General features: G+C 70.8%; 23 protein-coding genes. 9 read left to right on the top strand and 14 right to left on the bottom strand.

The window, feature by feature from the left end; translation table 11 throughout:
• Positions 1–9 precede the first annotated feature (9 nt).
• Entirely contained in the window at positions 10–795 is a 786-nt protein-coding gene (locus SRB5_RS30385) for a thioredoxin domain-containing protein (RefSeq protein ID WP_153456674.1), read from the top strand.
• A gap of 28 nt (positions 796–823) precedes the next feature.
• Here SRB5_RS30385 and SRB5_RS30380 read toward each other — a convergent pair whose 3' ends face one another.
• On the bottom strand, positions 824–1,417 hold the full coding sequence (locus SRB5_RS30380) for a dienelactone hydrolase family protein (protein WP_153456673.1): 594 nt from the start codon (positions 1,415–1,417) through the stop codon (positions 824–826).
• 85 nt (positions 1,418–1,502) lie between these two features.
• On the opposite strand from SRB5_RS30380, the gene SRB5_RS36825 reads away from it, so the two are divergent.
• Positions 1,503–2,234 (top strand): type II toxin-antitoxin system RelE/ParE family toxin, encoded by a 732-nt coding sequence (locus SRB5_RS36825; RefSeq protein ID WP_323378739.1) that lies wholly within the window; start codon positions 1,503–1,505, stop codon positions 2,232–2,234.
• A gap of 89 nt (positions 2,235–2,323) precedes the next feature.
• Positions 2,324–3,394, top strand: a complete 1,071-nt coding sequence (locus SRB5_RS30365) for a mechanosensitive ion channel family protein (protein ID WP_323378738.1) — start codon at positions 2,324–2,326, stop codon at positions 3,392–3,394.
• On the opposite strand, the gene SRB5_RS30360 is transcribed toward SRB5_RS30365, so the two are convergent.
• Positions 3,353–4,396, bottom strand: a complete 1,044-nt coding sequence (locus SRB5_RS30360; protein ID WP_153456672.1) for an alcohol dehydrogenase catalytic domain-containing protein — start codon at positions 4,394–4,396, stop codon at positions 3,353–3,355. The genes SRB5_RS30365 and SRB5_RS30360 overlap by 42 nt on opposite strands.
• Before the next feature lie 50 nt (positions 4,397–4,446).
• On the bottom strand, positions 4,447–5,115 hold the full coding sequence (locus SRB5_RS30355) for a TetR/AcrR family transcriptional regulator (protein ID WP_194293074.1): 669 nt from the start codon (positions 5,113–5,115) through the stop codon (positions 4,447–4,449).
• A gap of 124 nt (positions 5,116–5,239) precedes the next feature.
• Here SRB5_RS30355 and SRB5_RS30350 point away from each other — a divergent pair, with 124 nt between their 5' ends.
• The 5 genes from SRB5_RS30350 (at position 5,240) to SRB5_RS30330 (ending at position 10,075) form a co-directional block, all read left to right on the top strand.
• Positions 5,240–6,982: an FAD-dependent oxidoreductase gene (locus tag SRB5_RS30350; protein ID WP_153456670.1), complete on the top strand. Its 1,743-nt coding sequence runs from the start codon at positions 5,240–5,242 to the stop codon at positions 6,980–6,982.
• Positions 6,983–7,037: 55 nt separating this feature from the next.
• On the top strand, positions 7,038–7,970 hold the full coding sequence (locus SRB5_RS30345) for a VOC family protein (protein WP_153456669.1): 933 nt from the start codon (positions 7,038–7,040) through the stop codon (positions 7,968–7,970).
• Between the two features lies 1 nt (position 7,971).
• On the top strand, positions 7,972–8,811 hold the full coding sequence (locus tag SRB5_RS30340) for an alpha/beta fold hydrolase (RefSeq protein ID WP_153456668.1): 840 nt from the start codon (positions 7,972–7,974) through the stop codon (positions 8,809–8,811).
• Between the two features lie 227 nt (positions 8,812–9,038).
• Entirely contained in the window at positions 9,039–9,869 is an 831-nt protein-coding gene (locus tag SRB5_RS30335; RefSeq protein ID WP_153456667.1) for a helix-turn-helix domain-containing protein, read from the top strand.
• Entirely contained in the window at positions 9,866–10,075 is a 210-nt protein-coding gene (locus SRB5_RS30330) for a DUF397 domain-containing protein (protein ID WP_153456666.1), read from the top strand. The genes SRB5_RS30335 and SRB5_RS30330 overlap by 4 nt, the downstream gene beginning before the upstream one ends.
• A 346-nt stretch (positions 10,076–10,421) precedes the next feature.
• On the opposite strand, the gene SRB5_RS30325 is transcribed toward SRB5_RS30330, so the two are convergent.
• The 11 genes from SRB5_RS30325 to SRB5_RS30275 all read right to left on the bottom strand — a co-directional run bounded on the left by SRB5_RS30325 (position 10,422) and on the right by SRB5_RS30275 (position 18,927).
• Positions 10,422–10,682 carry a hypothetical protein gene (locus tag SRB5_RS30325; protein ID WP_194293073.1) on the bottom strand — a complete coding sequence of 87 codons (261 nt, stop codon included), beginning with the start codon at positions 10,680–10,682 and terminating at the stop codon, positions 10,422–10,424.
• Between the two features lie 131 nt (positions 10,683–10,813).
• Positions 10,814–11,476, bottom strand: a complete 663-nt coding sequence (locus tag SRB5_RS30320) for a hypothetical protein (RefSeq protein ID WP_153456664.1) — start codon at positions 11,474–11,476, stop codon at positions 10,814–10,816.
• Positions 11,473–12,237: an imidazole glycerol phosphate synthase subunit HisF gene (gene hisF, locus SRB5_RS30315; protein WP_153456663.1), complete on the bottom strand. Its 765-nt coding sequence runs from the start codon at positions 12,235–12,237 to the stop codon at positions 11,473–11,475. Before hisF ends, SRB5_RS30320 begins: the two co-directional genes overlap by 4 nt.
• A 3-nt stretch (positions 12,238–12,240) precedes the next feature.
• Positions 12,241–12,630: a Rid family hydrolase gene (locus SRB5_RS30310; RefSeq protein WP_153456662.1), complete on the bottom strand. Its 390-nt coding sequence runs from the start codon at positions 12,628–12,630 to the stop codon at positions 12,241–12,243.
• Positions 12,631–13,353, bottom strand: coding sequence for a bifunctional 1-(5-phosphoribosyl)-5-((5-phosphoribosylamino)methylideneamino)imidazole-4-carboxamide isomerase/phosphoribosylanthranilate isomerase PriA (gene priA / locus SRB5_RS30305; protein ID WP_153456661.1), 723 nt, complete (start codon positions 13,351–13,353; stop codon positions 12,631–12,633).
• Entirely contained in the window at positions 13,353–13,991 is a 639-nt protein-coding gene (gene hisH, locus SRB5_RS30300; protein ID WP_323378737.1) for an imidazole glycerol phosphate synthase subunit HisH, read from the bottom strand. The genes priA and hisH overlap by 1 nt, the downstream gene beginning before the upstream one ends.
• Before the next feature lie 8 nt (positions 13,992–13,999).
• Positions 14,000–14,158, bottom strand: coding sequence for a hypothetical protein (locus SRB5_RS30295; protein WP_153456659.1), 159 nt, complete (start codon positions 14,156–14,158; stop codon positions 14,000–14,002).
• On the bottom strand, positions 14,155–14,748 hold the full coding sequence (gene hisB, locus SRB5_RS30290; RefSeq protein WP_153456658.1) for an imidazoleglycerol-phosphate dehydratase HisB: 594 nt from the start codon (positions 14,746–14,748) through the stop codon (positions 14,155–14,157). Before hisB ends, SRB5_RS30295 begins: the two co-directional genes overlap by 4 nt.
• The gene (locus SRB5_RS30285) at positions 14,745–15,851 is read right to left on the bottom strand and encodes a histidinol-phosphate transaminase (protein WP_323378736.1); all 1,107 of its coding nucleotides are present in this window, start codon (positions 15,849–15,851) and stop codon (positions 14,745–14,747) included. Before SRB5_RS30285 ends, hisB begins: the two co-directional genes overlap by 4 nt.
• Entirely contained in the window at positions 15,848–17,170 is a 1,323-nt protein-coding gene (gene hisD, locus SRB5_RS30280) for a histidinol dehydrogenase (protein WP_323378735.1), read from the bottom strand. The genes SRB5_RS30285 and hisD overlap by 4 nt, the downstream gene beginning before the upstream one ends.
• 128 nt (positions 17,171–17,298) lie before the next feature.
• Entirely contained in the window at positions 17,299–18,927 is a 1,629-nt protein-coding gene (locus SRB5_RS30275; protein WP_323378734.1) for an alkaline phosphatase D family protein, read from the bottom strand.
• A gap of 146 nt (positions 18,928–19,073) precedes the next feature.
• On the opposite strand from SRB5_RS30275, the gene SRB5_RS30270 reads away from it, so the two are divergent.
• The gene (locus tag SRB5_RS30270) at positions 19,074–20,141 is read left to right on the top strand and encodes a PP2C family protein-serine/threonine phosphatase (RefSeq protein ID WP_323378733.1); all 1,068 of its coding nucleotides are present in this window, start codon (positions 19,074–19,076) and stop codon (positions 20,139–20,141) included.
• Positions 20,142–20,239: the final 98 nt, after the last annotated feature.

Genomic DNA, 20,239 nt, shown 5'->3' with positions numbered 1-20,239 from the left:
CCCATCACCATGAGCAAGCGCAACAGCCAGGAAGCCAAGCGAGCCGCCCGCGACCGGCTGCGGATCGAGCGGGAGCTGCAGGCCAAGAAGGAGAAGACCCGCCGCCAGCTGCTGGTCGGCGGTGCGGTCCTCGCGGTCCTCGCGGTCGCCGGCGGCATAATCTTCGCGGTCAACAGCCTGGGCGGCGACGAGGACACCGGGCCGCTGGTCAAGCCGGCGAACACCGCCGGCAAGAACGGCACGGACGTGTTCATCGGCGACAACACGAAGAACACCCTGCGGGTCTACGAGGACCCGCGCTGCCCCGTCTGCGCCAGCTTCGAGCAGTCCGCCGGCGAGAACGTGCTCAAGGGCATGAAGGACAACAAGTACCGGCTGCAGTTCACGCTCGCCAACTTCCTCGACCGCGACGGCGCCGCCGGCCACGGCTCCAGCAACGCGCTGAACGCGCTGGGCGCCGCCCTCAACGTCAGCCCCGACGCCTTCCTCGAGTACAAGACGGCCCTGTACTCCAAGGCCTTCCACCCCGACGAGGCGGACGACAAGTTCAACGACGACTCCTACCTGCTCAAGATCGCCGACACGGTCGACGCGCTCAAGGGCAACGCGGCGTTCAAGAAGGACGTCGAGGACGGTACGTACGACACCTGGGCGACGAAGATGGCCGCCACCTTCGACCAGCAGGGCACCCCGACCCTCGTGCTCAACGGCGAGAAGCTGACGACCGAGGGCACGGACCAGACGCCGATGACGGGCGACGAGTTCGACAAGGCGATCGCCGCCAAGCTGAAGTGACCTCCGCCGGGGCGGCGGGGCGGGGCTCTCAGCCCTCCCCGCCGTCCCGCAGCTCGTCCAGGAACGCCACCGCCCGGCGCATCGCGGTCTCCGCCGCCTCGCGGTCGTAGTCGTCCAGCTCCGGGTCGGTGAACAGATGCCCGGCCCCCGGGTACCGGAAGATCTCCGGCTCCGTCCCGGCGCGGCCCATCCGCAGGTACCAGGCGTTCAGCCAGTCGTGCGTCTCGAAGGGGTCCGGGTCGGCGACATGCAGCTGTACGGGCAGCTCGTCGACGGCCGCCACGGTGTCCTCCGCGATGTCGGACGTCCCGTGGAACATCAGCAGCCCCCGCGCCTTCCCGTCGGCCAGCGCCAGATTCTGCGCGAGGGACCCCCCGAGGGAGAACCCGGCGTACACCACCCCGCCGTCGGAGTACGGCGCGGCGGCGACGACGGCCCGCCGCAGCAGCTCATCGCTCCCGATCTCCTCCCGGATCGCCATCCCCTCCTCGACGGTCTCGGTGGTACGCCCGTCGTAGAGGTCGGGGACAACCACCTCGTGCCCGGCTTCGCGCAGCTGCTCGGCGGCTTCGTGGACGGCGGGGCGGAGGCCGTAGGCGGAGTGGAAGAGAACGATCGTCATGGGTCCATGATGCAGGTTCACACGTTCGGGTTCCGCCGGGCATCATCCCCCGAATATGGTGTCGACGACATATGGCGTCGCGGAGGTGAGCGAGTTCTATGAGATCGAGCTGGAGCCGGAAGTCGCGGCGTGGCCCGAAAGTCTGTCGACGAAGCATTTCGACAAGATTGACGATACCGCCGGTCTCCTGGCCGAGCTGGGGCCAACCACCCCCATGCCGATCGCGAGGCCGTTACGGGACGGCGTCTGGGAGCTCCGGCTCGCACTCGGCGACACCAACGCGCGGATCACCTACTGGTTCGCGCCGGGCCGACGGATCGTGTTCCTCACGTGGTTCCGTAAGACCCGGCAGCACGAGGAGAAGCAGATCGACCGCGCGGTTCTCGCCCGAAAACAGTGTGAGGCCGAGCACGAGCCGGCGAGCGGCAGTTTTCACCGCGCGACCACGGACGGGAGATCACCGATGAGCGGGCACCAGAAGTTCAAGACGCTCCGTGACAAGCGGCTCAGGGGCGGATACGGGGAGAGCGCCGAGCGGGCGCAGGCGCGACGGGAGAATCTGCTGGCCATGGCGCTTGCCGTCGTCGTGTATCAGCGGCGTACGGAGCTGGGGCTGACGCAGGCCGAGACCGCTGAGCGGTGCGGCCTCGACCAGGGGAAGATCTCCCGGATCGAGGGGAGTGACGCGGTGCCGACGCTGGCGCTGCTGTACAAGCTCTCCCGGGGGCTGGACGGCACGTTCCACATCGACATCGACGACGACGCCGACGAGCCGGTGATCACCCTCACCGCCCACGGGAGCGGCACCGCCGCGTAGCGGCTTCGCGAACCGGAGGACGGGGATCGTACGGGGATTCGGTGGGGCCGTTATCGTCGTACGGAGCCGACCCGAAGGAGGGCTCCCCCGTGTCGACGCAGGACGTGCTGCGACCGCTGCTGGTCACCGGTGGATCCGTTGTCGTCACCCTGGTGCTGGGGGCCGCCGTCGACCTCCTGCTGCGCCGGGCCGACGCGCGGCATCCCGAGACGCCGCTCTGGGGGCTGCTGCGGCGGTGCCGGGTGCCGTTGCAGTGGGTGGTGCTGACGGCGCTGCTGCTCGGAACGTACGGGCAGTCGCGGCTGGCCCGGGGGCACGAGCGGGTCGTCGAGCAGGGGCTGACGCTCGCCATGCTCGCGAGCGTGGGGTGGCTCGTCATCCGGATCGTGAACGTCGTCGTGGAGGTCACCTTCACCCGCTACTCCGCCCGCTCGCGCGAGGCCGCGCGGCTGCGGCGGGTGCGGACGCAGCTGACGCTGGTGCAGCGGGTCGTCGACTTCTCCGTCGTGGTCGTCACCGTCGCCGCGATGCTGCTGACGTTCCCGCAGATGCGGGCCGTCGGCACCTCGATGCTCGCCTCCGCCGGGATCATCGGCATCATCGCCGGCATCGCGGCGCAGTCGACCCTGGGGAACCTCTTCGCCGGTCTGCAGATCGCGTTCGGCGACCTCGTACGGCTGGGGGACACCGTCGTCGTCGAGGGGGAGTGGGGGACGGTCGAGGAGATCACCCTCACGTTCCTCACGGTCAGGACCTGGGACGAACGCCGCTACACGGTCCCCGTCTCGTACTTCACCTCCCGCCCCTTCGAGAACTGGTCCCGCGGCGGCCCGGAGATCACCGGCACGGTATTCCTCCAGCTCGACCACACCACCCCGGTCCCGGCCCTGCGCGCACACCTCGGGGAGATCGTCGAGGCCAGCGCCCACTGGGACCACCGCAACTGGAACCTGGTCGTCACGGACACCACCCCCACGACGATCGAGGTCCGCGCCCTGGTCACGGCCCGCGACGCGGACGCGGTCTGGAGCCTGCGCTGCGAGGTCCGGGAGGCCCTGATCGCGTGGCTGGTGGAGCACCACCCGTACGCCCTCCCGCGCGTCACCACGGGCCCGGGGTCAGGGCCGGCGCGGATCGATCACGGTCATGCCGACGGGTGACGCGGTGTCGAAGGTGGGCAGCAGGGTCGCCGCTTCGCCGAGACCGATCACCTTCCCGATCAACGACTGCGGGCGCAACGTGCCGTTCTCGATCAGGGCGAGCATGGCGGGGTAGTCGGCCGCGGCCATGCCGTGGCTGCCGAGAAGGGCCAGCTCCCAGGCGATCACCCGCGCCATCGGGATACGGGGGTGGCCGCCGGCCGGCGGCAGCAGTCCGATCTGCACGTGCCGGCCGAGCCGGCGCAGACTCAGGATCGAGTCGGCGGCGGTCTGCTCGCTCCCCACCGCGTCGACGGCGACGTGGCTGCCGCCACCGGTGAGGTCGGCGACCGCGTCGGGAACGGGTGTGCCGTCGCTGACGATGACGTGGTCCGCACCGACGTCCATGGCGACGTCGAGGGCGCCGGCGTTGCGGTCGACCACGATCACCTTCGCCCCGATCGCCTTGGCGATCATCGTCGCGGACAGCCCCACGCCCCCGGCGCCGACGACGGTGACCCACTCACCCGCCCGCAGACCGGCCCGGCCGGTGAGAGCGCGGTACGCGGTGGCGAAGCGGCAGCCGAGGGCGGCGGCGGCCTCGTACGAGACACCGTCCGGAACGGCCACGAGATTGGTGTCCGCGGCGTGCAGCGCGACGTGCTCGGCGAACGAACCCCAGTGCGTGAAGCCCGGCTGCCGCTGGGCGGGGCAGACCTGCGCGTTGCCGGAGCGGCACCACTCGCATTGCCCGCAGCCTTCGACGAACGGCACGGTGACCCGGTCACCGGGGTGCCATCGGGTCACGCCCCGGCCGACGGCACTCACCACCCCGGCGAGTTCGTGACCGGGCACGTGCGGCAGGCGCACGTCGTCGTCGTGCCCGGCCCACGCGTGCCAGTCACTGCGGCACAGTCCGGTCGCGAGGACCCGCACCACCACACCACCGTCCGGAGCGGTGAGGTCGGGGACCTCGCACACCGTCGGCGGGGCCGCGAACCGCTCCATCACCATCGCACGCATCTCGGGTCCATCTCTTCGGGAAAGCCGACGGCAAGGGTACGTCGGCTGTCTCAGGCCCGCCGGTCGGTGGGCGTGGCTTCATCGGCGGCCAGTTCGGCGGCCCTGCCTTCGCCGATGGCCGCCATGGCCCTGGCGAACCGTCCCATCTGACTCACCAGTGGAGTGCCGTCTCCCCGCTCGGCGATGAATCCACCGTCGAAGCCGAGCATGCCGAAGTCGTCGAGTTCGTCGGCCACGGCCCGGGCGACCCCGGGACCGAGGTCGGCGAAGGCGAGACTCACCAGACGGTGCATCTGGACCCGCCCCTCGGTGCGTACCTGGTCGATGGCCTGCTGCACCTCGGGCTCGGCCGCGTCCGAGGTCATCATCAGGATGGTGTGCAGCCGGTGGAAATCGTGGTGCGTGTCGAACGCCTCCGCGGTGCGGCTGAGGAGCCAGGTCAGCCGTTTGACGTGGGTGCCCCCCTCGGGCACGTCCGCCCGGGCGGATTTCATGGCGTCGAAGAACCGGTAGGCGCCGCGGATCATCACCGCCGACAGCAGGCCGAGCTTGGAACCGAAGTGGTGGAAGACCAGGCTCTTGGGGACGCCGACCGCCGCGGAGACCGCCGCGACGGACGTGCCGTCGTAGCCGCGCTCCCCCATCAGACGCAGGGCGGCGTCGAGGATCTCCTCGCGTGATTTCTCGCCGCGCAACCGGGTGCGATTCGTGCCTGCCATCGCGCGAAGACTACCGGGTTTCCACGTTACGGCTTGACGACGATCGTATTTCCTGTGACCGTGGAGCTGATTGACCGACCGGTCAGTCAGCTTCCACAAACTGGTCCCTGTGAAGGACGCACACATGACCACTGTCGAGACCGATGTCCTGGTCGTCGGATCCGGTCCCGCGGGCGCTACCGCGGCGGCACTGCTCTCCTCGCAGGGCATCCCCACCATCATGCTGAACCGGTACGGCAGCGTCGCGAACAGCCCGCGCGCCCATATCACGAACCAGCGCACCATGGAGGTCTTGCGCGACCTCGGCCTGGAGGACCAGGCGAAGGCCTGGGCGATGGACCAGGAGATGATGGGGACCACGGTGTGGGCCTCGAGCCTCACCGGCATGGAGTTCGGCCGGCTGCGGGGCTGGTACACCCACCCCGAGTGGAAGGGCCAGCACGACCTGGCGTCCGCCACCGCCATCTGCGACCTCCCGCAGGACCGGCTGGAGCCCATCCTGGTCAGCGCGGCGGGCCTGCGCGGCACGACCCAGCTGCTCAAGACCGAGCTGCTCACCTTCACCCAGGACGCCGACGGCGTGACCGCGCAGGTCAGGGACCGGGTGACCGGCCACACCTACGAGATCCGGGCCAAGTACCTCATCGGCGCCGACGGCGGCCGCTCCGCCGTCGTCGAGCAGCTCGGCCTCCCGCTGGAGGGCGAGATGGGTGAGGGCGGCAACATCAACGTCGTCTTCGAGGCCGACCTCAGCCATCTGCTGGCCCACCGCCCGGCGGACATGATCTGGATGATCCAGCCCGGCACCGGTCACGGCGGGCTCGGGCTGGGGGTGCTCCGGATGATCCAGCCGTACAAGCGCTTCATGGCCACCTGGGGCTACGACCCCGCCGAGGGAACCCCGGAGCTCACCGACGAGCTCGGCACCCGGATCGCGCACCAGCTCATCGGCGACGACACCGTCCCGGTGACGATCGAGTCCGTGTCGCTCTGGTCGGTCAACCACATGAACGTCACCGACAACATGTCCGGCCGGGTCTTCGTCGCCGGCGACGCCGCCCACCGGCACACCCCGATGCACGGCCTGGGCTCCAACACCTCCGTCCAGGACAGCTTCAACCTCGCCTGGAAACTCGCCCACGTGCTCAAGGGCCTGGCCGGCCCCGGCCTGCTCGAGACCTACCGCGCCGAGCGGGTGCCCGTCGCCCGCAAGCTCGTCGGCCGGGTGCACCGGACCTTCGGCGTGGTGCCGCCGATGTTCCGGGCCCTGCGGCTGCCCCCCACTGCCGACCGGGACGCCTACGACGCCGCCTTGGCCGCCATCCAGGTGCCCACCAAGGAGAACGCGGCCCAGCGCAGGGAACTCGCCGACGCCGTCCTGGGAACGCTGCCCATCTTCCACACCCATGGGATGGAGATGAACCAGATCTACGACTCCACCGCGGTCGTGACCGACGGCCTGCCGGCCCCGCGGCCGGAGAAGGACCCGGAGTTCTGGTACTTCCCCTCCACGTTCCCCGGCCACCACCTGATCCACATCTGGCTCACCCGCGACCAGCGCAAGGTGCCGCTCATCGACCTGGTCGGCAAGGGCCGGTTCACCGTCCTCACCGGGCCCTCCGGGGCGGCGGACTGGACGTCCGCCGCCGCCCTGGTCCAGGACAAGCTCGGGCTGGAGGTGACCGTACACACCATCGGCCTGGGCGCCGAGTACCAGGACACCTACGGCACCTTCGGCCGCCACGCCGGCATCGCCGAGGACGGCGCCCTGCTGGTCCGGCCCGACCACATGGTCGGGTGGCGCGCCCAGGACTCGACGCACGCGAGCCGTCTCGTCGACGTCCTCCGGCAGATCCTCGACCGCTGAGCGGCACCGCGCCGGCACCACGATCGACACCCCCCGCACCAAGGAGACAACCACCATGAGCGGAGTGACCGAACTCAGCTACGTCGTGTACGAGGTCAGCGACCTCGCCGACTGGGAACGCTTCGGCGTCGAGCTGCTCGGCATGCAGTACGGCGGGAAGACCACCAGGGGCTTCACCCTGCGCACGGACGACAAGGCCCACCGCTGGGTCATCGAGGAGGGTGCCGAGGACGATCTCGTCGCGTCCGGCTACTCGGTGGCCTCGGCCGCCGAACTCGACGCTCTCGCCGGGAAGCTGCGCGCCGACGGCGTGGCGGTCACCGAGGGTGACGCCGCGCTCGCCGCCGAGCGCAAGGTGGACCGGATCGTGATCACCACCGATCCGATGGGCAACCGGATCGAGCTCGTCACCGGCTTCGCCGACGCCGGCACGCCCTTCGAGTCCGAGCGCCTGCTCGGCGGCTTCGTCACCGGCACGGGTGGCGCCGGCCATCAGGTGCTGCTCTCCGGCGGGGTCGGCCGCGAGGACTACCTGCACTTCTACAACGATCTGCTGGGCTTCCGGACCAGCGACATCATCGTCGAGGAAGTCGCCCCCGGCGTTTTCGCCGACCTGATCTTCCTGCACTGCAACCCGCGCCACCACTCCGTCGCGCTCGGTGACATGCCGTTCCCCAAACGCAACCACCACTTCATGGTGGAGGTCTCCGACATCCGCGACGTCGGTCTGGCCTGGGACCGGTGCCTCGCCGCCCACCAGCCCTTCCACATGACCCTGGGCATGCACCCGAACGACATGATGTTCAGCTTCTACGTCGAGACGCCCTCGGGGTTCAACGTCGAGTACGGCTGGGGCGGCCTCCTCATCGACGACGCGACCTGGGAGGTCAAGACCCTCGACCAGCTGAACAGCTGGGGCCACCTGCCCGCCGGTCCCGTCGCGGAGATGCTCGCCGCCGGCGCCGCCAACTCGAAGATCGGACACTGACATGGCACTCGACCCGAACCTGATCGGCAAGGACGTCCGGACGCCGAACTGGAAGATCCACTACTACGAGGCCGGCCAGGGTCACCCCGTCGTCCTCCTGCACGGTGGCGGCCCCGGCGCGACCGGCTGGAGCAACTACCAGCCCAACATCGAGGCACTCTCCCGGCACTTCCGCGTCATCGCGCCCGACATGCCCGGATGGGGCGACTCCGACCCGGTCGACTTCGACACGATCGACCACGTCGAGGTTCTCGTCGAGCTCTTCGACGCGCTCGGCATCGACAAGGCGGCGATCGTCGGGAACTCGATGGGCGGGCACAACTCCATCCGCTTCACCATCGAGCACCCCGAACGGGTCTCGCACCTGATCACCATGGGCCCGCCGGTCCAGCCCAAGCCCTTCCTGTTCGGAGCGGGCGGCCCCAGCGAGGGCATCAAGACCATGTACGGCACCTACCACGACCCCAGCCCGGAGATGTTCGAGCGGCTTGTCCAGATCATGGTCTTCGACAAGGAACGGTTCGCCAGCCCCGAACTGATGCGGGAACGCTCCGCCAACGCCCTCAAGCGCCCCGAGCACCTCGAGAACGTCGCGAAGAGGATCCCCTTCGCGCCCATCCCGATCTGGGTCGACCAGTCCAGGCTCGGCGAGATCACCGCCCCGACCCTGCTCATCCACGGCCGGGACGACCGCGTCGCTACCATGGAGGGGTCGCTGATGCTCAACGCCCACATCCCCGACTCCCGCGCCCACTTCATCAACCGGTGCGGCCACTGGGCCCAGCTGGAGCACGCGGACGAGTTCAACCGCCTGGTGACGGACTTCGTACTCAACCACTGAGTCCGTTGGCTCCGTCCCTCTCCGCCGAGGTGCCCGGGACACGGGCGGTGGGATTTCCGTCGCCCGCGTCCCGGGCATCGGCTTACCCTCCCGGGTGACTGACCGCGGATGTAGCCACCTCCGCAAGGGGGATCGGATACTTTGCGTTGCGAGATCGTCGCACTCCGGTAGCGGTCGCCGACAGGGACTCATGTCCCGTGCCGTCACCGGGAGATGGGAGCCGCCGCATGTCCGCTCGTCCGCGTGAACTGACGCCCGACCGGAGTGCCCGTGATCTGTTCGGGGCGAAGATGCGGGCCTGCCGGGAGCGGGCCGGGATGAGTCTCGAGGGGTTGTCGGGGGTCGTGAACATCAGCCGTAGTCATCTGGCGCGGATCGAGACGGCCCAGGCGATGCCGCCGCCGGATCTGCCGGGGAGGCTGGACGCGGCGTTCGGGACGGACGGGATCTTCGAGGAGCTGTACGGGCTCGCGAGCAAGGAGATCCATCCGGATCAGTTCAAGCGGCGGATGGAGCTCGAGCGGCGGGCGCAGGTCATCGGTGAGTACGCCAGCCAGATCATCCCGGGGCTTCTGCAGACGGAGGCGTACGCGCGGGCGCAGTTCCGGGCGGGGCAGCCCTGGGCGTCCAAAGGTGAGGTCGAGGAGCTGGTGGTGGCCCGGATGAGCAGGCAGGCGGTGTTCACGGCCGGGACGCTCATGGACTACTCGGCCGTCCTGGACGAGGCCACGCTCCGGCGAGGTTTCGGCGGGCCGGAGGTCATGCGGGCGCAGCTCGATCACCTCATCGACCTGACGCTCACCCCGAGGACGACGATCCAGATCCTTCCGTTCGATCTGGAGGGACATCCGCTGGCCGGTGGCTTCCTCACGCTGATGACGATGGACAAAGGCACGCGTGTGTTCGCCGACGAAGGCGTCATGACGTCAACGCTGTATGAAGACTTGGAGAGTGCCGTTCGTCTGCAACGGTCGTACGATCTGCAGAGGATGTCCGCCCTGACGCCGCGCGAATCGGCGGACTTCATTCGATCCGTGAGGGAGGAACTGCCGACATGAGTCCCGTCGACACCGAGTGGATCAAGTCGAGCTACAGCAGCAACGGTGGTGGAGCCTGCGTCGAATGGGCCCCGTCCCGTGCGGCTTCCGGCATCGTCCCCGTCCGCGACAGCAAGGACCCCGAGGGCCCGGCCCTGACCTTCGAACCCGCGGCGTGGTCGTCGTTCGTCGCCGCCGTCCGGCGCGGGGAGTTCCCGGCCGGATGACACCCCCTCCCGGGGCCGGTGCTCCGGGAACAGGCCGGTCCCTCTGCCCGTCCGATCCACGGGGGGAGGGACCGTGGTCCTGCCGGTCAGCGGAGCCGCTGATAACTCCGGGGCCATTCCATTTGTCCTCCTGGTAGCAGTCCTGCACGACCCGGCCGCTGGTGTCGGCGAACGCCAACGACTTGCCGTCGGGAGCCACCGGCAGCACCTGACGAGCGAGATCAGGATGCTCCCTGCTCAACTCGTCAGCAAGGGCGAACGCGGTTGGCCGCGACAGCACTCAACCGGACCGCTCACTCAAGGAAACCTGCAGGTCAGTGCGGTTGACTGGCCGCAACCGTTGTTGTCATGCCTGAGGTTTACGCAGATCGTCCTGTGTCATCTGGAGGCGTCGGACGCGGCCCATGTACAGGGCGGTCCCCACGAGCGTGCTCACCACCACGACGCCGGTGACCGTCCATCCGCCGCCGATCGACGCGTATACGTCATGGGCGAGTCCGGCCAGGAGCATCCCGCCGATGATGGCCACCGCGTTGACCCCGAGGGCGTACATGATCGGCCTCATGGTGTGCTTCTGCAGCTGGGTCTGTTCTTCGCGGCTGTTCACCGTGAGTCGCTCCTGTCGGGTGGCCGGGACGGTCGCCGTGGTGGCCGAGTACCGCTGCGTACGGGCAGAGTTGGGCATCACCCTCGCCACGGCACTGTATAGGACGACCGGTGATCTTCCGAACGGCCGTCTCAACGCGGGGGCATAGCCCGGCCGTTCAGGTACCGCCGCCAGGCGGGGAGGGTGTCCGGCAGCGTGGGGTCCTCGAGGCGGGACAGGACGTACGGGGCCGTCAGGCGGGCCCACGGGTTGTCGGACTCCGCCAGGCGCGTCAGCGTGGCCCGCAGTGCCGGGCTGTCCACCGTGCGGGCGGCCGCCGTGTAGCGGCGGTCCTTGCAGCGGTACGGGCGGGTCAGCGCCAGCTCCACGAGCGTCGTGAGGCGGGCGCGGTGGGCGGTGCCGGGGCAGTGGCGGGACAGGGCCCGTATCAGGAGGGACTTCGTGCCCCATTTCTTGGCGTGCGTCGTCCAGACGGCGGGGTCGCGCGCCTCCCACTCCAGGAACGTCAGCGCGTACGGGACCGCCTCCGGATCCGTGAACCCCCGCCGGCGGTCGTACATCGACCGCCACAGGCCGTTCGGGAACGCCACCGCGTCCGCCGCACGCCATCCGTCCAGCGCCGCCTGCCAGGCCGGCGTGCGGGGCTGGATCCAGTGGCGGTTGTACGCGGTGATCGCCGCCCCCACCGCCTCCTGCGCGGCCCGATGCCGGCGCAGCGCCGTCGCGCGGGCAGCAGGGTCGGGCGAGAGGAGCCCCCGGGTCCAGCCCAGGCGCTCCTCCCAGGACGCCGTCAACGAACCGGGTACCCGGAGGTCCGCAGCGCCGACTTCACCTCGCCGACCGTCAGCTCACCGAAGTGGAACACCGACGCCGCCAGCACCGCGTCCGCGCCCGCCGAGACCGCCGGGGGGAAGTCCGCGACCTTGCCCGCGCCGCCCGAAGCGATCACCGGGACCGTGACGTGCTTGCGTACCGCCGCGATCATCTCGAGGTCGTAGCCGTCCTTCGTGCCGTCCGCGTCCATGGAGTTGAGCAGGATCTCCCCCGCCCCCAGCTCCGCCGCCTCGTGCGCCCACTCCACCGCGTCGATGCCCGTGCCGCGGCGGCCGCCGTGCGTCGTGACCTCGTAACCCGATGGCGTCCCGCCGCCGCAGCGCCGCGCGTCCACCGACAGGACCAGCACCTGGCGGCCGAAGCGCTCCGCGATCTCCCGCAGGAGTTCCGGGCGCGCGATCGCCGCCGTGTTGACGCCCACCTTGTCCGCGCCCGCGCGCAGCAGACGGTCGACGTCGTCGGGGGTGCGGACGCCGCCGCCCACCGTCAGCGGGATGAACACCTGCTCCGCGGTGCGCCGCACCACGTCGTACGTCGTCTCCCGGTCGCCGGAGGAGGCGGTGATGTCGAGGAACGTCAGCTCGTCGGCACCCTCCGCGTCGTACCGCTTCGCCAGCTCCACCGGGTCGCCGGCGTCGCGCAGGTCGCGGAAGTTGACGCCCTTGACCACCCGGCCGGCGTCGACGTCCAGACAGGGGATGACTCGGACCGCAAGGGTCATGACCTACGACTCTCCTCGATACGCCTCGAGTTCGACCTCGACGAGGATCCGCGAGTCGATGAACCCGGAGACCACGACCAGCGTTCCCACCGGCCGTACCGCGTCGAACAGCTCCTTGTGCGCCCGCCCCGCCTCGTCGACGTCCCTGGCGTGCGCGATGTACATCCGGGTGCGGATCACCGACCCGATGCCCGCGCCCAGCTCCCCGATGCCGTCGAGCGCGTTACCGAACGCGGCCTTGGCCTGTATGTACGGATCCCCCTCGCCCTGCAGCACCCCGCCCGTGAACGGGATACCGCCCGAGACGACCACCCGCTCCCCGGCCGCGACCGCCCGGGAGAAGCCCATGGCGTCCTCCCAGGCCTCGCCCGGGACACGCTCGATTCCGGCCATCTACCCCACCGCCTCCAGAGCCTCCTCCAAGGTGAACGCCTTGGCGTACAGAGCCTTGCCCACGATCGCGCCCTCCACGCCCTCGGACACCAGCGTGGCGAGCGCCCGCAGATCGTCCAGCGACGACACGCCGCCGGAGGCCACGACGGGGCGGTCGGTGCGCGCGCACACGTTCCGCAGCAGCTCCAGGTTCGGCCCCTGCAGCGTGCCGTCCTTGGCGATGTCCGTCACCACGTACCGCGCGCAGCCCTCGGAGTCCAGCCGCGCCAGGGTCTCGTACAGGTCGCCGCCGTCGCGGGTCCAGCCCCGGCCGCGCAGCGTCGTACCGCGCACGTCCAGGCCGACCGCGATCTTGTCGCCGTGCTCGGCGATGACCTTGGCGACCCACTCGGGGCTCTCCAGCGCGGCGGTGCCCAGATTGACGCGGGTGCAGCCGGTGGCGAGGGCGGCGGCCAGGGAGGCGTCGTCGCGGATGCCGCCGGACAGCTCGACCTTGATGTCCATGGCCTTGGCGACGGCCGCGATCCGGGCGCGGTTGTCGCCGGTGCCGAACGCCGCGTCCAGGTCGACCAGATGCAGCCACTCGGCGCCCGAGCGCTGCCACGCCAGGGCGGCCTCGAGGGGGTCGCCGTAGCCGGTCTCGGTGCCGGACTCGCCGTGCACCAGGCGGACGGCCTGGCCGTCGCGGACGTCGACGGCGGGGAGGAGCTCAAGGGCAGGCATCACAGGGTTCCGATCCAGTTGGTCAGCAGCTGGGCGCCGGCGTCGCCGGACTTCTCGGGGTGGAACTGGGTGGCCCACAGGGGCCCGTTCTCGACCGCGGCGACGAACCGTTCGCCGTGGGTGGCCCATGTGACGAGCGGCGGGGTCATCCGCGGGTTGTGTATCTCGAGCGTCCAGTCCCGCACGGCGTAGGAGTGCACGAAGTAGTAGCGCGCCTCCTCGTCCGCCCCGGCGAAGAGCCGCGAGCCCGCGGGGGACTCGACGGTGTTCCAGCCCATGTGCGGGACGACCGGCGCGCGCAGCGCCTCGACCGTGCCGGGCCATTCGTCCAGCCCCTCGGTCTCCACCCCGTGCTCCACACCGCGGGCGAAGAGGATCTGCATGCCGACGCAGATGCCCAGCACCGGGCGCCCGCCGGCCAGCCGGCGCTCGACGATCCAGTCGCCGCGCGCGCCGCGCAGCCCGCGCATGCACGCCTCGAACGCGCCGACGCCGGGGACCAGCAGGCCCGCCGCGTTCAGCGCGGTGTCGTAGTCACGGGTGATCTCGACGTCGGCTCCCGCGCGGGCCAGGGCCCGTTCGGCGGAGCGGACGTTGCCGAAGCCGTAGTCGAAGACGACGACCTTCTTCTGGCTCACCGGTCCCCCTACCAGTCGACGCGCAGCAGCCCCGCGGCCAGCGCGAGCACCGCGGCGAGGCCCAGGACCACGATGGGCCCCTTGGGCTTGCCCTGCTTGGCGAACGAGTACACGCCGCCGGCGAAGAAGAGGCCGACGACGATCAGTACGGTGGACAGGCCGTTCACAGGGCGCCCTTCGTGGACGGGATACCGGGCTGGCGGGGGTCGATCTCGCTGGCGTAGCGCAGCGCCCGGGCCAGGGCCTTGAACTGGCACTCCACGATGTGGTGCGCGTTGCGGCCGTACGGCACGTGCACGTGCAGCGCGATCTGCGCCTGGGCCACGAAGGACTCCAGTATGTGCCGGGTCATGGTCGTGTCGTACTCGGCGCCGATCATCGGGGCCATGCCCTCGGGCTCGGTGTGCACCAGGTACGGGCGGCCGGAGAGGTCCACCGTGACCTGCGCCAGGGACTCGTCCAGCGGGACGGACGCGTCGGCGAAGCGGACGATGCCCTTCTTGTCGCCGAGGGCCTGGCGGAAGGCGGCGCCCAGGGCGAGGGAGGTGTCCTCGATGGTGTGGTGGGAGTCGATGTGCAGATCGCCGTCGGTCTTCACCGTCAGGTCGAACAGGCCGTGCCGGCCCAGCTGGTCGAGCATGTGGTCGAAGAAGCCGACCCCGGTCGCCACATCGACCTGTCCGGTGCCGTCGAGGTTGATCTCGACGACGACGGACGTCTCCTTCGTCGTACGTTCCACACGGCCGGTGCGGCTCATGCGTCCCTCTCCTTAAGACTGGCGCGTACCGCTTCCAGGAACGCGTCGTTCTCCTCCGGGGTGCCGGCGGTGACCCGCAGGAAACCCGGTACGTCGTTGTCGCGGACCAGCACCCCGTGCCGCAGCAGGCGCTGCCACATGGCGTGGGCGTCGTCGAACCGGCCGAACTGCACGAAGTTCGCGTCGGACGCGGTGACCTCGCAGCCCAGGGCGGTCAGCTCGGCGACGATCCGGTCCCGCTCGGACTTCAGGCGCTCCACGTACCGCAGCAGCGTATCGGTGTGCTCGAGCGCGGCCAGCGCGGTGGCCTGGGTGACGGACGACAGGTGGTACGGCAGCCGCACCAGCTGGACGGCGTCGACCACGGCCGGGTCGGCCGCCATATAGCCGAGCCTGAGGCCCGCGGCGCCGAACGCCTTCGACATGGTGCGGGTGAGCACCATCGTCGGCCGGCCCTCGAGCAGCGGCAGCAGCGACGGCTGGTGGCTGAACTCGCCGTACGCCTCGTCGACAATCACCACGCACGGCTTCGCGGCGAGCGCCGCGTCGTACAGCCGCAGCACGGTGTCCTTGTCGACCGCCGTGCCGGTGGGGTTGTTCGGCGAGCAGACGAAGACCACGTCGGGCTCCAGCTCGGCGATGGTCCGCTCGGCGGCCTCGACGTCGATGGTGAAGTCGTCGTGACGGGGCCCGCTGATCCAGCCCGTGCCCGTGCCGCGCGAGATGAGCGCGTGCATCGAGTACGAGGGCTCGAAGCCGATCGCCGTCCGGCCGGGGCCGGCGAAGGTCTGCAGCAGCTGCTGGATGATCTCGTTGGACCCGTTGGCCGCCCACACGTTGTCGACCGTGACCGGCAGCCCGGCGGTGCGGCTGAGGTACGCGGCCAGCTCCGTACGGAGCTCGACGGCGTCGCGGTCGGGGTAGCGGTTGAGCTCGCGGGCCGCCTCGGTGACGCGCTCGCCGATCCGGCGGACGAGCTCCTCGGGGAGCGGGTACGGGTTCTCGTTGGTGTTCAGCCGGACGGGGACGTCGAGCTGCGGGGCGCCGTAGGGCGACTTCCCGCGCAGTTCGTCCCGGATCGGCAGGTCGTCGATACGGGTCACGTCCCGGGCACCGTCCAGTCGAATCGAGCCTTGACCGCCGCTCCGTGCGCCGGCAGGTCCTCCGCCTCCGCCAGGGTCACCACATGCGCGGCGACTTCCGCGAGCGCGTCGCGCGAGTAGTCCACGACATGGATGCCGCGCAGGAACGACTGCACGCTGAGCCCCGAGGAGTGGCAGGCGCAGCCGCCGGTGGGCAGCACGTGGTTGGACCCGGCGGCGTAGTCGCCGAGGGACACCGGGGAGTACGCGCCGACGAAGATCGCGCCCGCGTTACGGACCCGGTCGGCGACCGCGGCGGCGTCGGCGGTGATGATCTCCAGGTGTTCGGCGCCGTACGCGTTGACCACGGCCAGCCCCTCGTCCAGGCCGTCGACCAGCACGATCGCGGACTGCCGGCCGCCCAGCGCGGGGGCGATCCGGTCCTCGACGTGCCGGGTGGCGGCGACCTGCGGGACGAGCTCCTTGTCCACGGCGTCGGCGAGGGCCGGCGAGTCCGTGACCAGGACGGCGGCGGCCAGCGGGTCGTGCTCGGCCTGGCTGATCAGGTCGGCGGCGACATGCGCCGGGTCCGCGGTGTCGTCGGCGAGGACGGCGATCTCGGTGGGGCCGGCCTCGGCGTCGATGCCGATCACGCCGGTGAAGTAGCGCTTCGCGGCGGCGACCCAGATGTTGCCGGGACCGGTGACCATGGACGCGGGGGCGCAGCTCTCGGTGCCGTACGCGAACATCGCCACGGCGGTGGCGCCGCCGGCCGCGTACACCTCGTCGATCCCCAGCAGCTCGCAGGCCGCCAGGATCGTCGGGTGGGGCAGACCGCCGAACTCCTTCTGCGCGGGGGAAGCCAGCGCGATGGACGGCACACCGGCCTCCTGCGCCGGCACCACGTTCATGATCACCGAGGACGGGTAGACCGCGCGGCCACCGGGGGCGTACAGCCCCACCCGGTCCACGGGCACCCACTTCTCGCTGACCGTCCCGCCGGGCACGACCTGCGTGACCGAGGTCTGCCGGCGCTGCTCGCGGCTGACGATCCGCACCCGGCGGATGGATTCCGTCAGGGCCGCCCGGACCTGCGGGTCCAGCGACGCCAGGGCCTCCGTCAGCGCCTCGGCCGGGACCCGGACCCGGTCCAGCCGCACGCCGTCGAACTTCTCCGCGTACTCGATCAGCGCCTCGTCCCCGCGATGATGCACGTCCTCGCAGATCGGCCGCACCTTCTCCAGGGCGGCCGCGACGTCGAAGTCGGCACGGGGCAGCACGGAGCGCAGGGCCGCACCCTCGGGGAGGGCGGCGCCGCGCAGATCGATTCGGGAAATCACGTGGTCAAGTGTGTCAGACCGCGGGCCGCGCTTGTCCGGCCGGTCCACGCAGCGAGATGTGTCGTCCACGATCCGTCGCCGCCCGCCCTCCCCGGGGTCCCGGAGAGGAGGGCGGGCGGCGGGCGGGATCAGGCGACCGGGGCGCTCGCCCGCTCCACCGTCTGGGTGCCGCTCAGCGTGCGGTACGAGCGGAGCCACTTCGAGGTCGCCGTCGGGCTCTTCTTGTCGGAGACCTTGTAGTAGTCCATCTGCGAGCTCTGCGGCGTCACGGACAGCACGCCGTAGCCGTGCGAGTCCAGGTCCAGCCACTGGATGTGACCGTTCGCCGCCTTGATCGCGGCCTCCGCGATCAAGGACACCGTGCCGGCCGGCAGACCGGTGATCTCGTCGATGTTGTCCGAGGTGACGGACGTGACGACGAACTCCACGCCCGCCGTGCCGGAGTCCGGGTAGGTGGCGGCGTGCATGGGGACGTCGTTCGCCCAGGCCGAGTGGATGTCGCCGGTGAGGAAGACCGTGTTGCGGATGCCCTGCGACTGGATGTGCGCCAGCAGCTCACGGCGGTCGTCGGTGTAGCCGTCCCACTGGTCGACGTTGACCGCGAGCCCCTCCGAGGGCAGTCCGAGGAGCTCCGCGAGCGGCGCGAGCAGATACGCCGGCACCGAGCCGAACGCCGTGTCGGCGATCATCACCGACGTGCCGACGAGCTGCCAGGAGGTGGAGGAGGCGGACAGCCCCGACTTCAGCCAGTCCAGCTGGGCCCGCCCGGTGATCGTCCGGTCCGGGTCGTCGACGTCGCCGGAGCCGATGGACGCCTGCTGCGAGCGGAAGGACCGCAGGTCCAGCAGGTGCAGGTCGGCGAGGTTGCCGAAGCGGATGCGCCGGTACGTGGTGCCCGCGACGGACGGCCGGACCGGCATCCACTCGAAGTACGCCTGCCTGGCGGCGGCGGCCCGGGCGGCGTACGAGCCCTCGGTGGCGGGGTCGTGGTTGCCCGCCCCGCCGGACCAGGCGTCGTTGGCGACCTCGTGGTCGTCCCAGATGGCGATGACCGGCAGCTTCGCGTGCATGGCGGTGAGGTCGGCGTCCGTCTTGTACTTGCCGTGCCGGGTGCGGTAGTCGGCGAGCGTGAGGATCTCGTGGGTGGGCGCGTGCACCCGGACGGGACCGCCCCGGGTGGCGTAGTCGCCGGTCGCGTACTCGTAGATGTAGTCCCCGAGGTGCAGGATCGCGTCCAGGTCACCCCGGTTCGCGAGGTGCCGGTACGGGGAGAAGTAGCCGGCCTCCCAGTTCGCGCAGGACACCACGCCGAAGCGCAGTCCCGCCACGGACGCGTCGAGCGGCGGCGCGGTCTTCGTGCGGCCGGCGGGCGAGGTCACGCCGCCCGCGGTGAAGCGGTAGTAGTACGCGGTGGCGGGGCGCAGGCCCCGGATGTCGGCCTTGACGGTGTGGTCGGAGGCGGCGCGGGAGGTGCCGGAGCCCCGGACGACGATCCGGGTGAAGGCCGCGTCCTCGGCGACCTCCCAGCTCACGGTCGTGTCGGCGCCCAGCCCCGAACCGGGTACGGCTGCGGGCGTCGGGGTGACACGGGTCCACAGCAGGATGCCGTCGGGGAGCGGGTCACCCGAGGCGACACCGTGCAGGAACGCGGGGGTGTCCGCGGCGTGGGCGGTGGACGTGGTGGCGGCGGTGGCGAGCGCGGCGGTGGCGGCGGCTGCCTTGACCACCGTGCGGCGGCGAGGGTTTGGTGTGGTCACGGCGAGCAACGATAGGACGTGTCCGCGTCAAACGGCAGACCCCCGCGAGGAGTTGGCCGATCATTCCCCGTCCGGCCGGCCGCCGGACATCCGGGCCCGGCGGCCCCTGAGTCGCGGGGCGGGTCCGCAGCCGCGAGGCTGGTGGGGTGCAGGTGCTGCGGAAGTGGTCCTACTGGACCTACTGGCCCTACTGGGCCGCGGGGATCATCACGGTGTTCGTCACCGCGATCGACCTGACCTCGGACCCGGACCACTCCACCGCCGCGGCCTACTCCGTCCTGCCGCTGCTGGTCGCGATCAACGGCCGGGCACCGGCGGTGTGGGTGGCCGGGACGATCGCTCTCGCCCTGACCCTGGTCATGAGCGCGCGGGCCGAGGACCTGTTCCAGGTCACCACCGGCGGCCGGATCGTGGCGGTCGTCGGCGCCACCGTGATCGCCCTGTACGCACTGCGCGAGCGCCTCGTGCGCGAACGCAAGCTCACCCAGGTCACCCGGGTGGCCGACGCCGTGCAGCGGGCCGTGCTGCCGGAGCAGCCGGAGCGGGTGGGGCCGTACGCCGTGGCGGTCTCGTACGAGGCGGCGGCGGACGAGGCGAAGATCGGCGGCGACTTCTACAAGGTCCAGGCGACCGGCTTCGGCACCCGGGGCGTCATCGGCGACGTGCGCGGCCACGGGCTGAGCGCGGTCCGTACCACCGCCATGGCCATCGGCGTCTTCCGCGAGGCCTCCCACGAGAGCGAGGACCTTGCCCAGGTCGCCGCGTGGATGGACCGCAGCCTGGGCCGCGACACGGGCCCGGAGGGCTTCTCCACGGTGCTGGTCTTCAACGCCGGCGACGACGGGGTGTGGACAGGGCTCACTTTCGGCCATCCGTGCCCGCTGGTGCGCACCGCCGCGGGGGCCGTGCGGGAGGTGCGGATGCAGTCCGGTGTGCCGCTGGGCATCGGGCTGTACGTGCCCGACCCCACGCCGGACATGGTGACGGTGTCGCTGGCGGCGGGGGACGAGCTGCTGCTGGTGACGGACGGGGTGCTGGAGGCGCGGGACAGCCGCGGGCAGTTCTTCCCGCTCATCCGGCGGTACGCGACGGCGCCCCGCGACCGGCCGCCCGCGGCCGTCCTGGCGGCGCTGCGGCGGGATCTGGAGGCGTGGGCGCCGCAGATCCACGACGACTCGGCGTTCGTGCTGCTGCGGTACACGCCGGAGAAGTAGGCGCCTTGTGCGCCCGCACAGCGTTGCCCCGGGGCGGACGGCGACGGTGCACAATTTTCGGGCGCCGGCGGGCGGATCCGGGCCGGTCAAAGGCGTGC

This window comes from Streptomyces smaragdinus, assembly GCF_009604385.1.
Classification (GTDB): domain Bacteria; phylum Actinomycetota; class Actinomycetes; order Streptomycetales; family Streptomycetaceae; genus Streptomyces; species Streptomyces smaragdinus.
This window is presented reverse-complemented; position numbering and strand designations above follow the sequence as displayed.

Coding starts and splice junctions, on each gene's coding strand:
- SRB5_RS30385 (WP_153456674.1), top strand. CDS start 10: ATGAGCAAGCGCAACAGCCAGGAAGCCAAGCGAGCCGCCCGCGACCGG.
- SRB5_RS30380 (WP_153456673.1), bottom strand. CDS start 1,417: ATGACGATCGTTCTCTTCCACTCCGCCTACGGCCTCCGCCCCGCCGTC.
- SRB5_RS30360 (WP_153456672.1), bottom strand. CDS start 4,396: ATGCGTGCGATGGTGATGGAGCGGTTCGCGGCCCCGCCGACGGTGTGC.
- SRB5_RS30355 (WP_194293074.1), bottom strand. CDS start 5,115: ATGGCAGGCACGAATCGCACCCGGTTGCGCGGCGAGAAATCACGCGAG.
- SRB5_RS30350 (WP_153456670.1), top strand. CDS start 5,240: ATGACCACTGTCGAGACCGATGTCCTGGTCGTCGGATCCGGTCCCGCG.
- SRB5_RS30345 (WP_153456669.1), top strand. CDS start 7,038: ATGAGCGGAGTGACCGAACTCAGCTACGTCGTGTACGAGGTCAGCGAC.
- SRB5_RS30340 (WP_153456668.1), top strand. CDS start 7,972: ATGGCACTCGACCCGAACCTGATCGGCAAGGACGTCCGGACGCCGAAC.
- SRB5_RS30335 (WP_153456667.1), top strand. CDS start 9,039: ATGTCCGCTCGTCCGCGTGAACTGACGCCCGACCGGAGTGCCCGTGAT.
- SRB5_RS30330 (WP_153456666.1), top strand. CDS start 9,866: ATGAGTCCCGTCGACACCGAGTGGATCAAGTCGAGCTACAGCAGCAAC.
- hisF (WP_153456663.1), bottom strand. CDS start 12,237: ATGACCCTTGCGGTCCGAGTCATCCCCTGTCTGGACGTCGACGCCGGC.
- SRB5_RS30310 (WP_153456662.1), bottom strand. CDS start 12,630: ATGGCCGGAATCGAGCGTGTCCCGGGCGAGGCCTGGGAGGACGCCATG.
- priA (WP_153456661.1), bottom strand. CDS start 13,353: ATGCCTGCCCTTGAGCTCCTCCCCGCCGTCGACGTCCGCGACGGCCAG.
- hisB (WP_153456658.1), bottom strand. CDS start 14,748: ATGAGCCGCACCGGCCGTGTGGAACGTACGACGAAGGAGACGTCCGTC.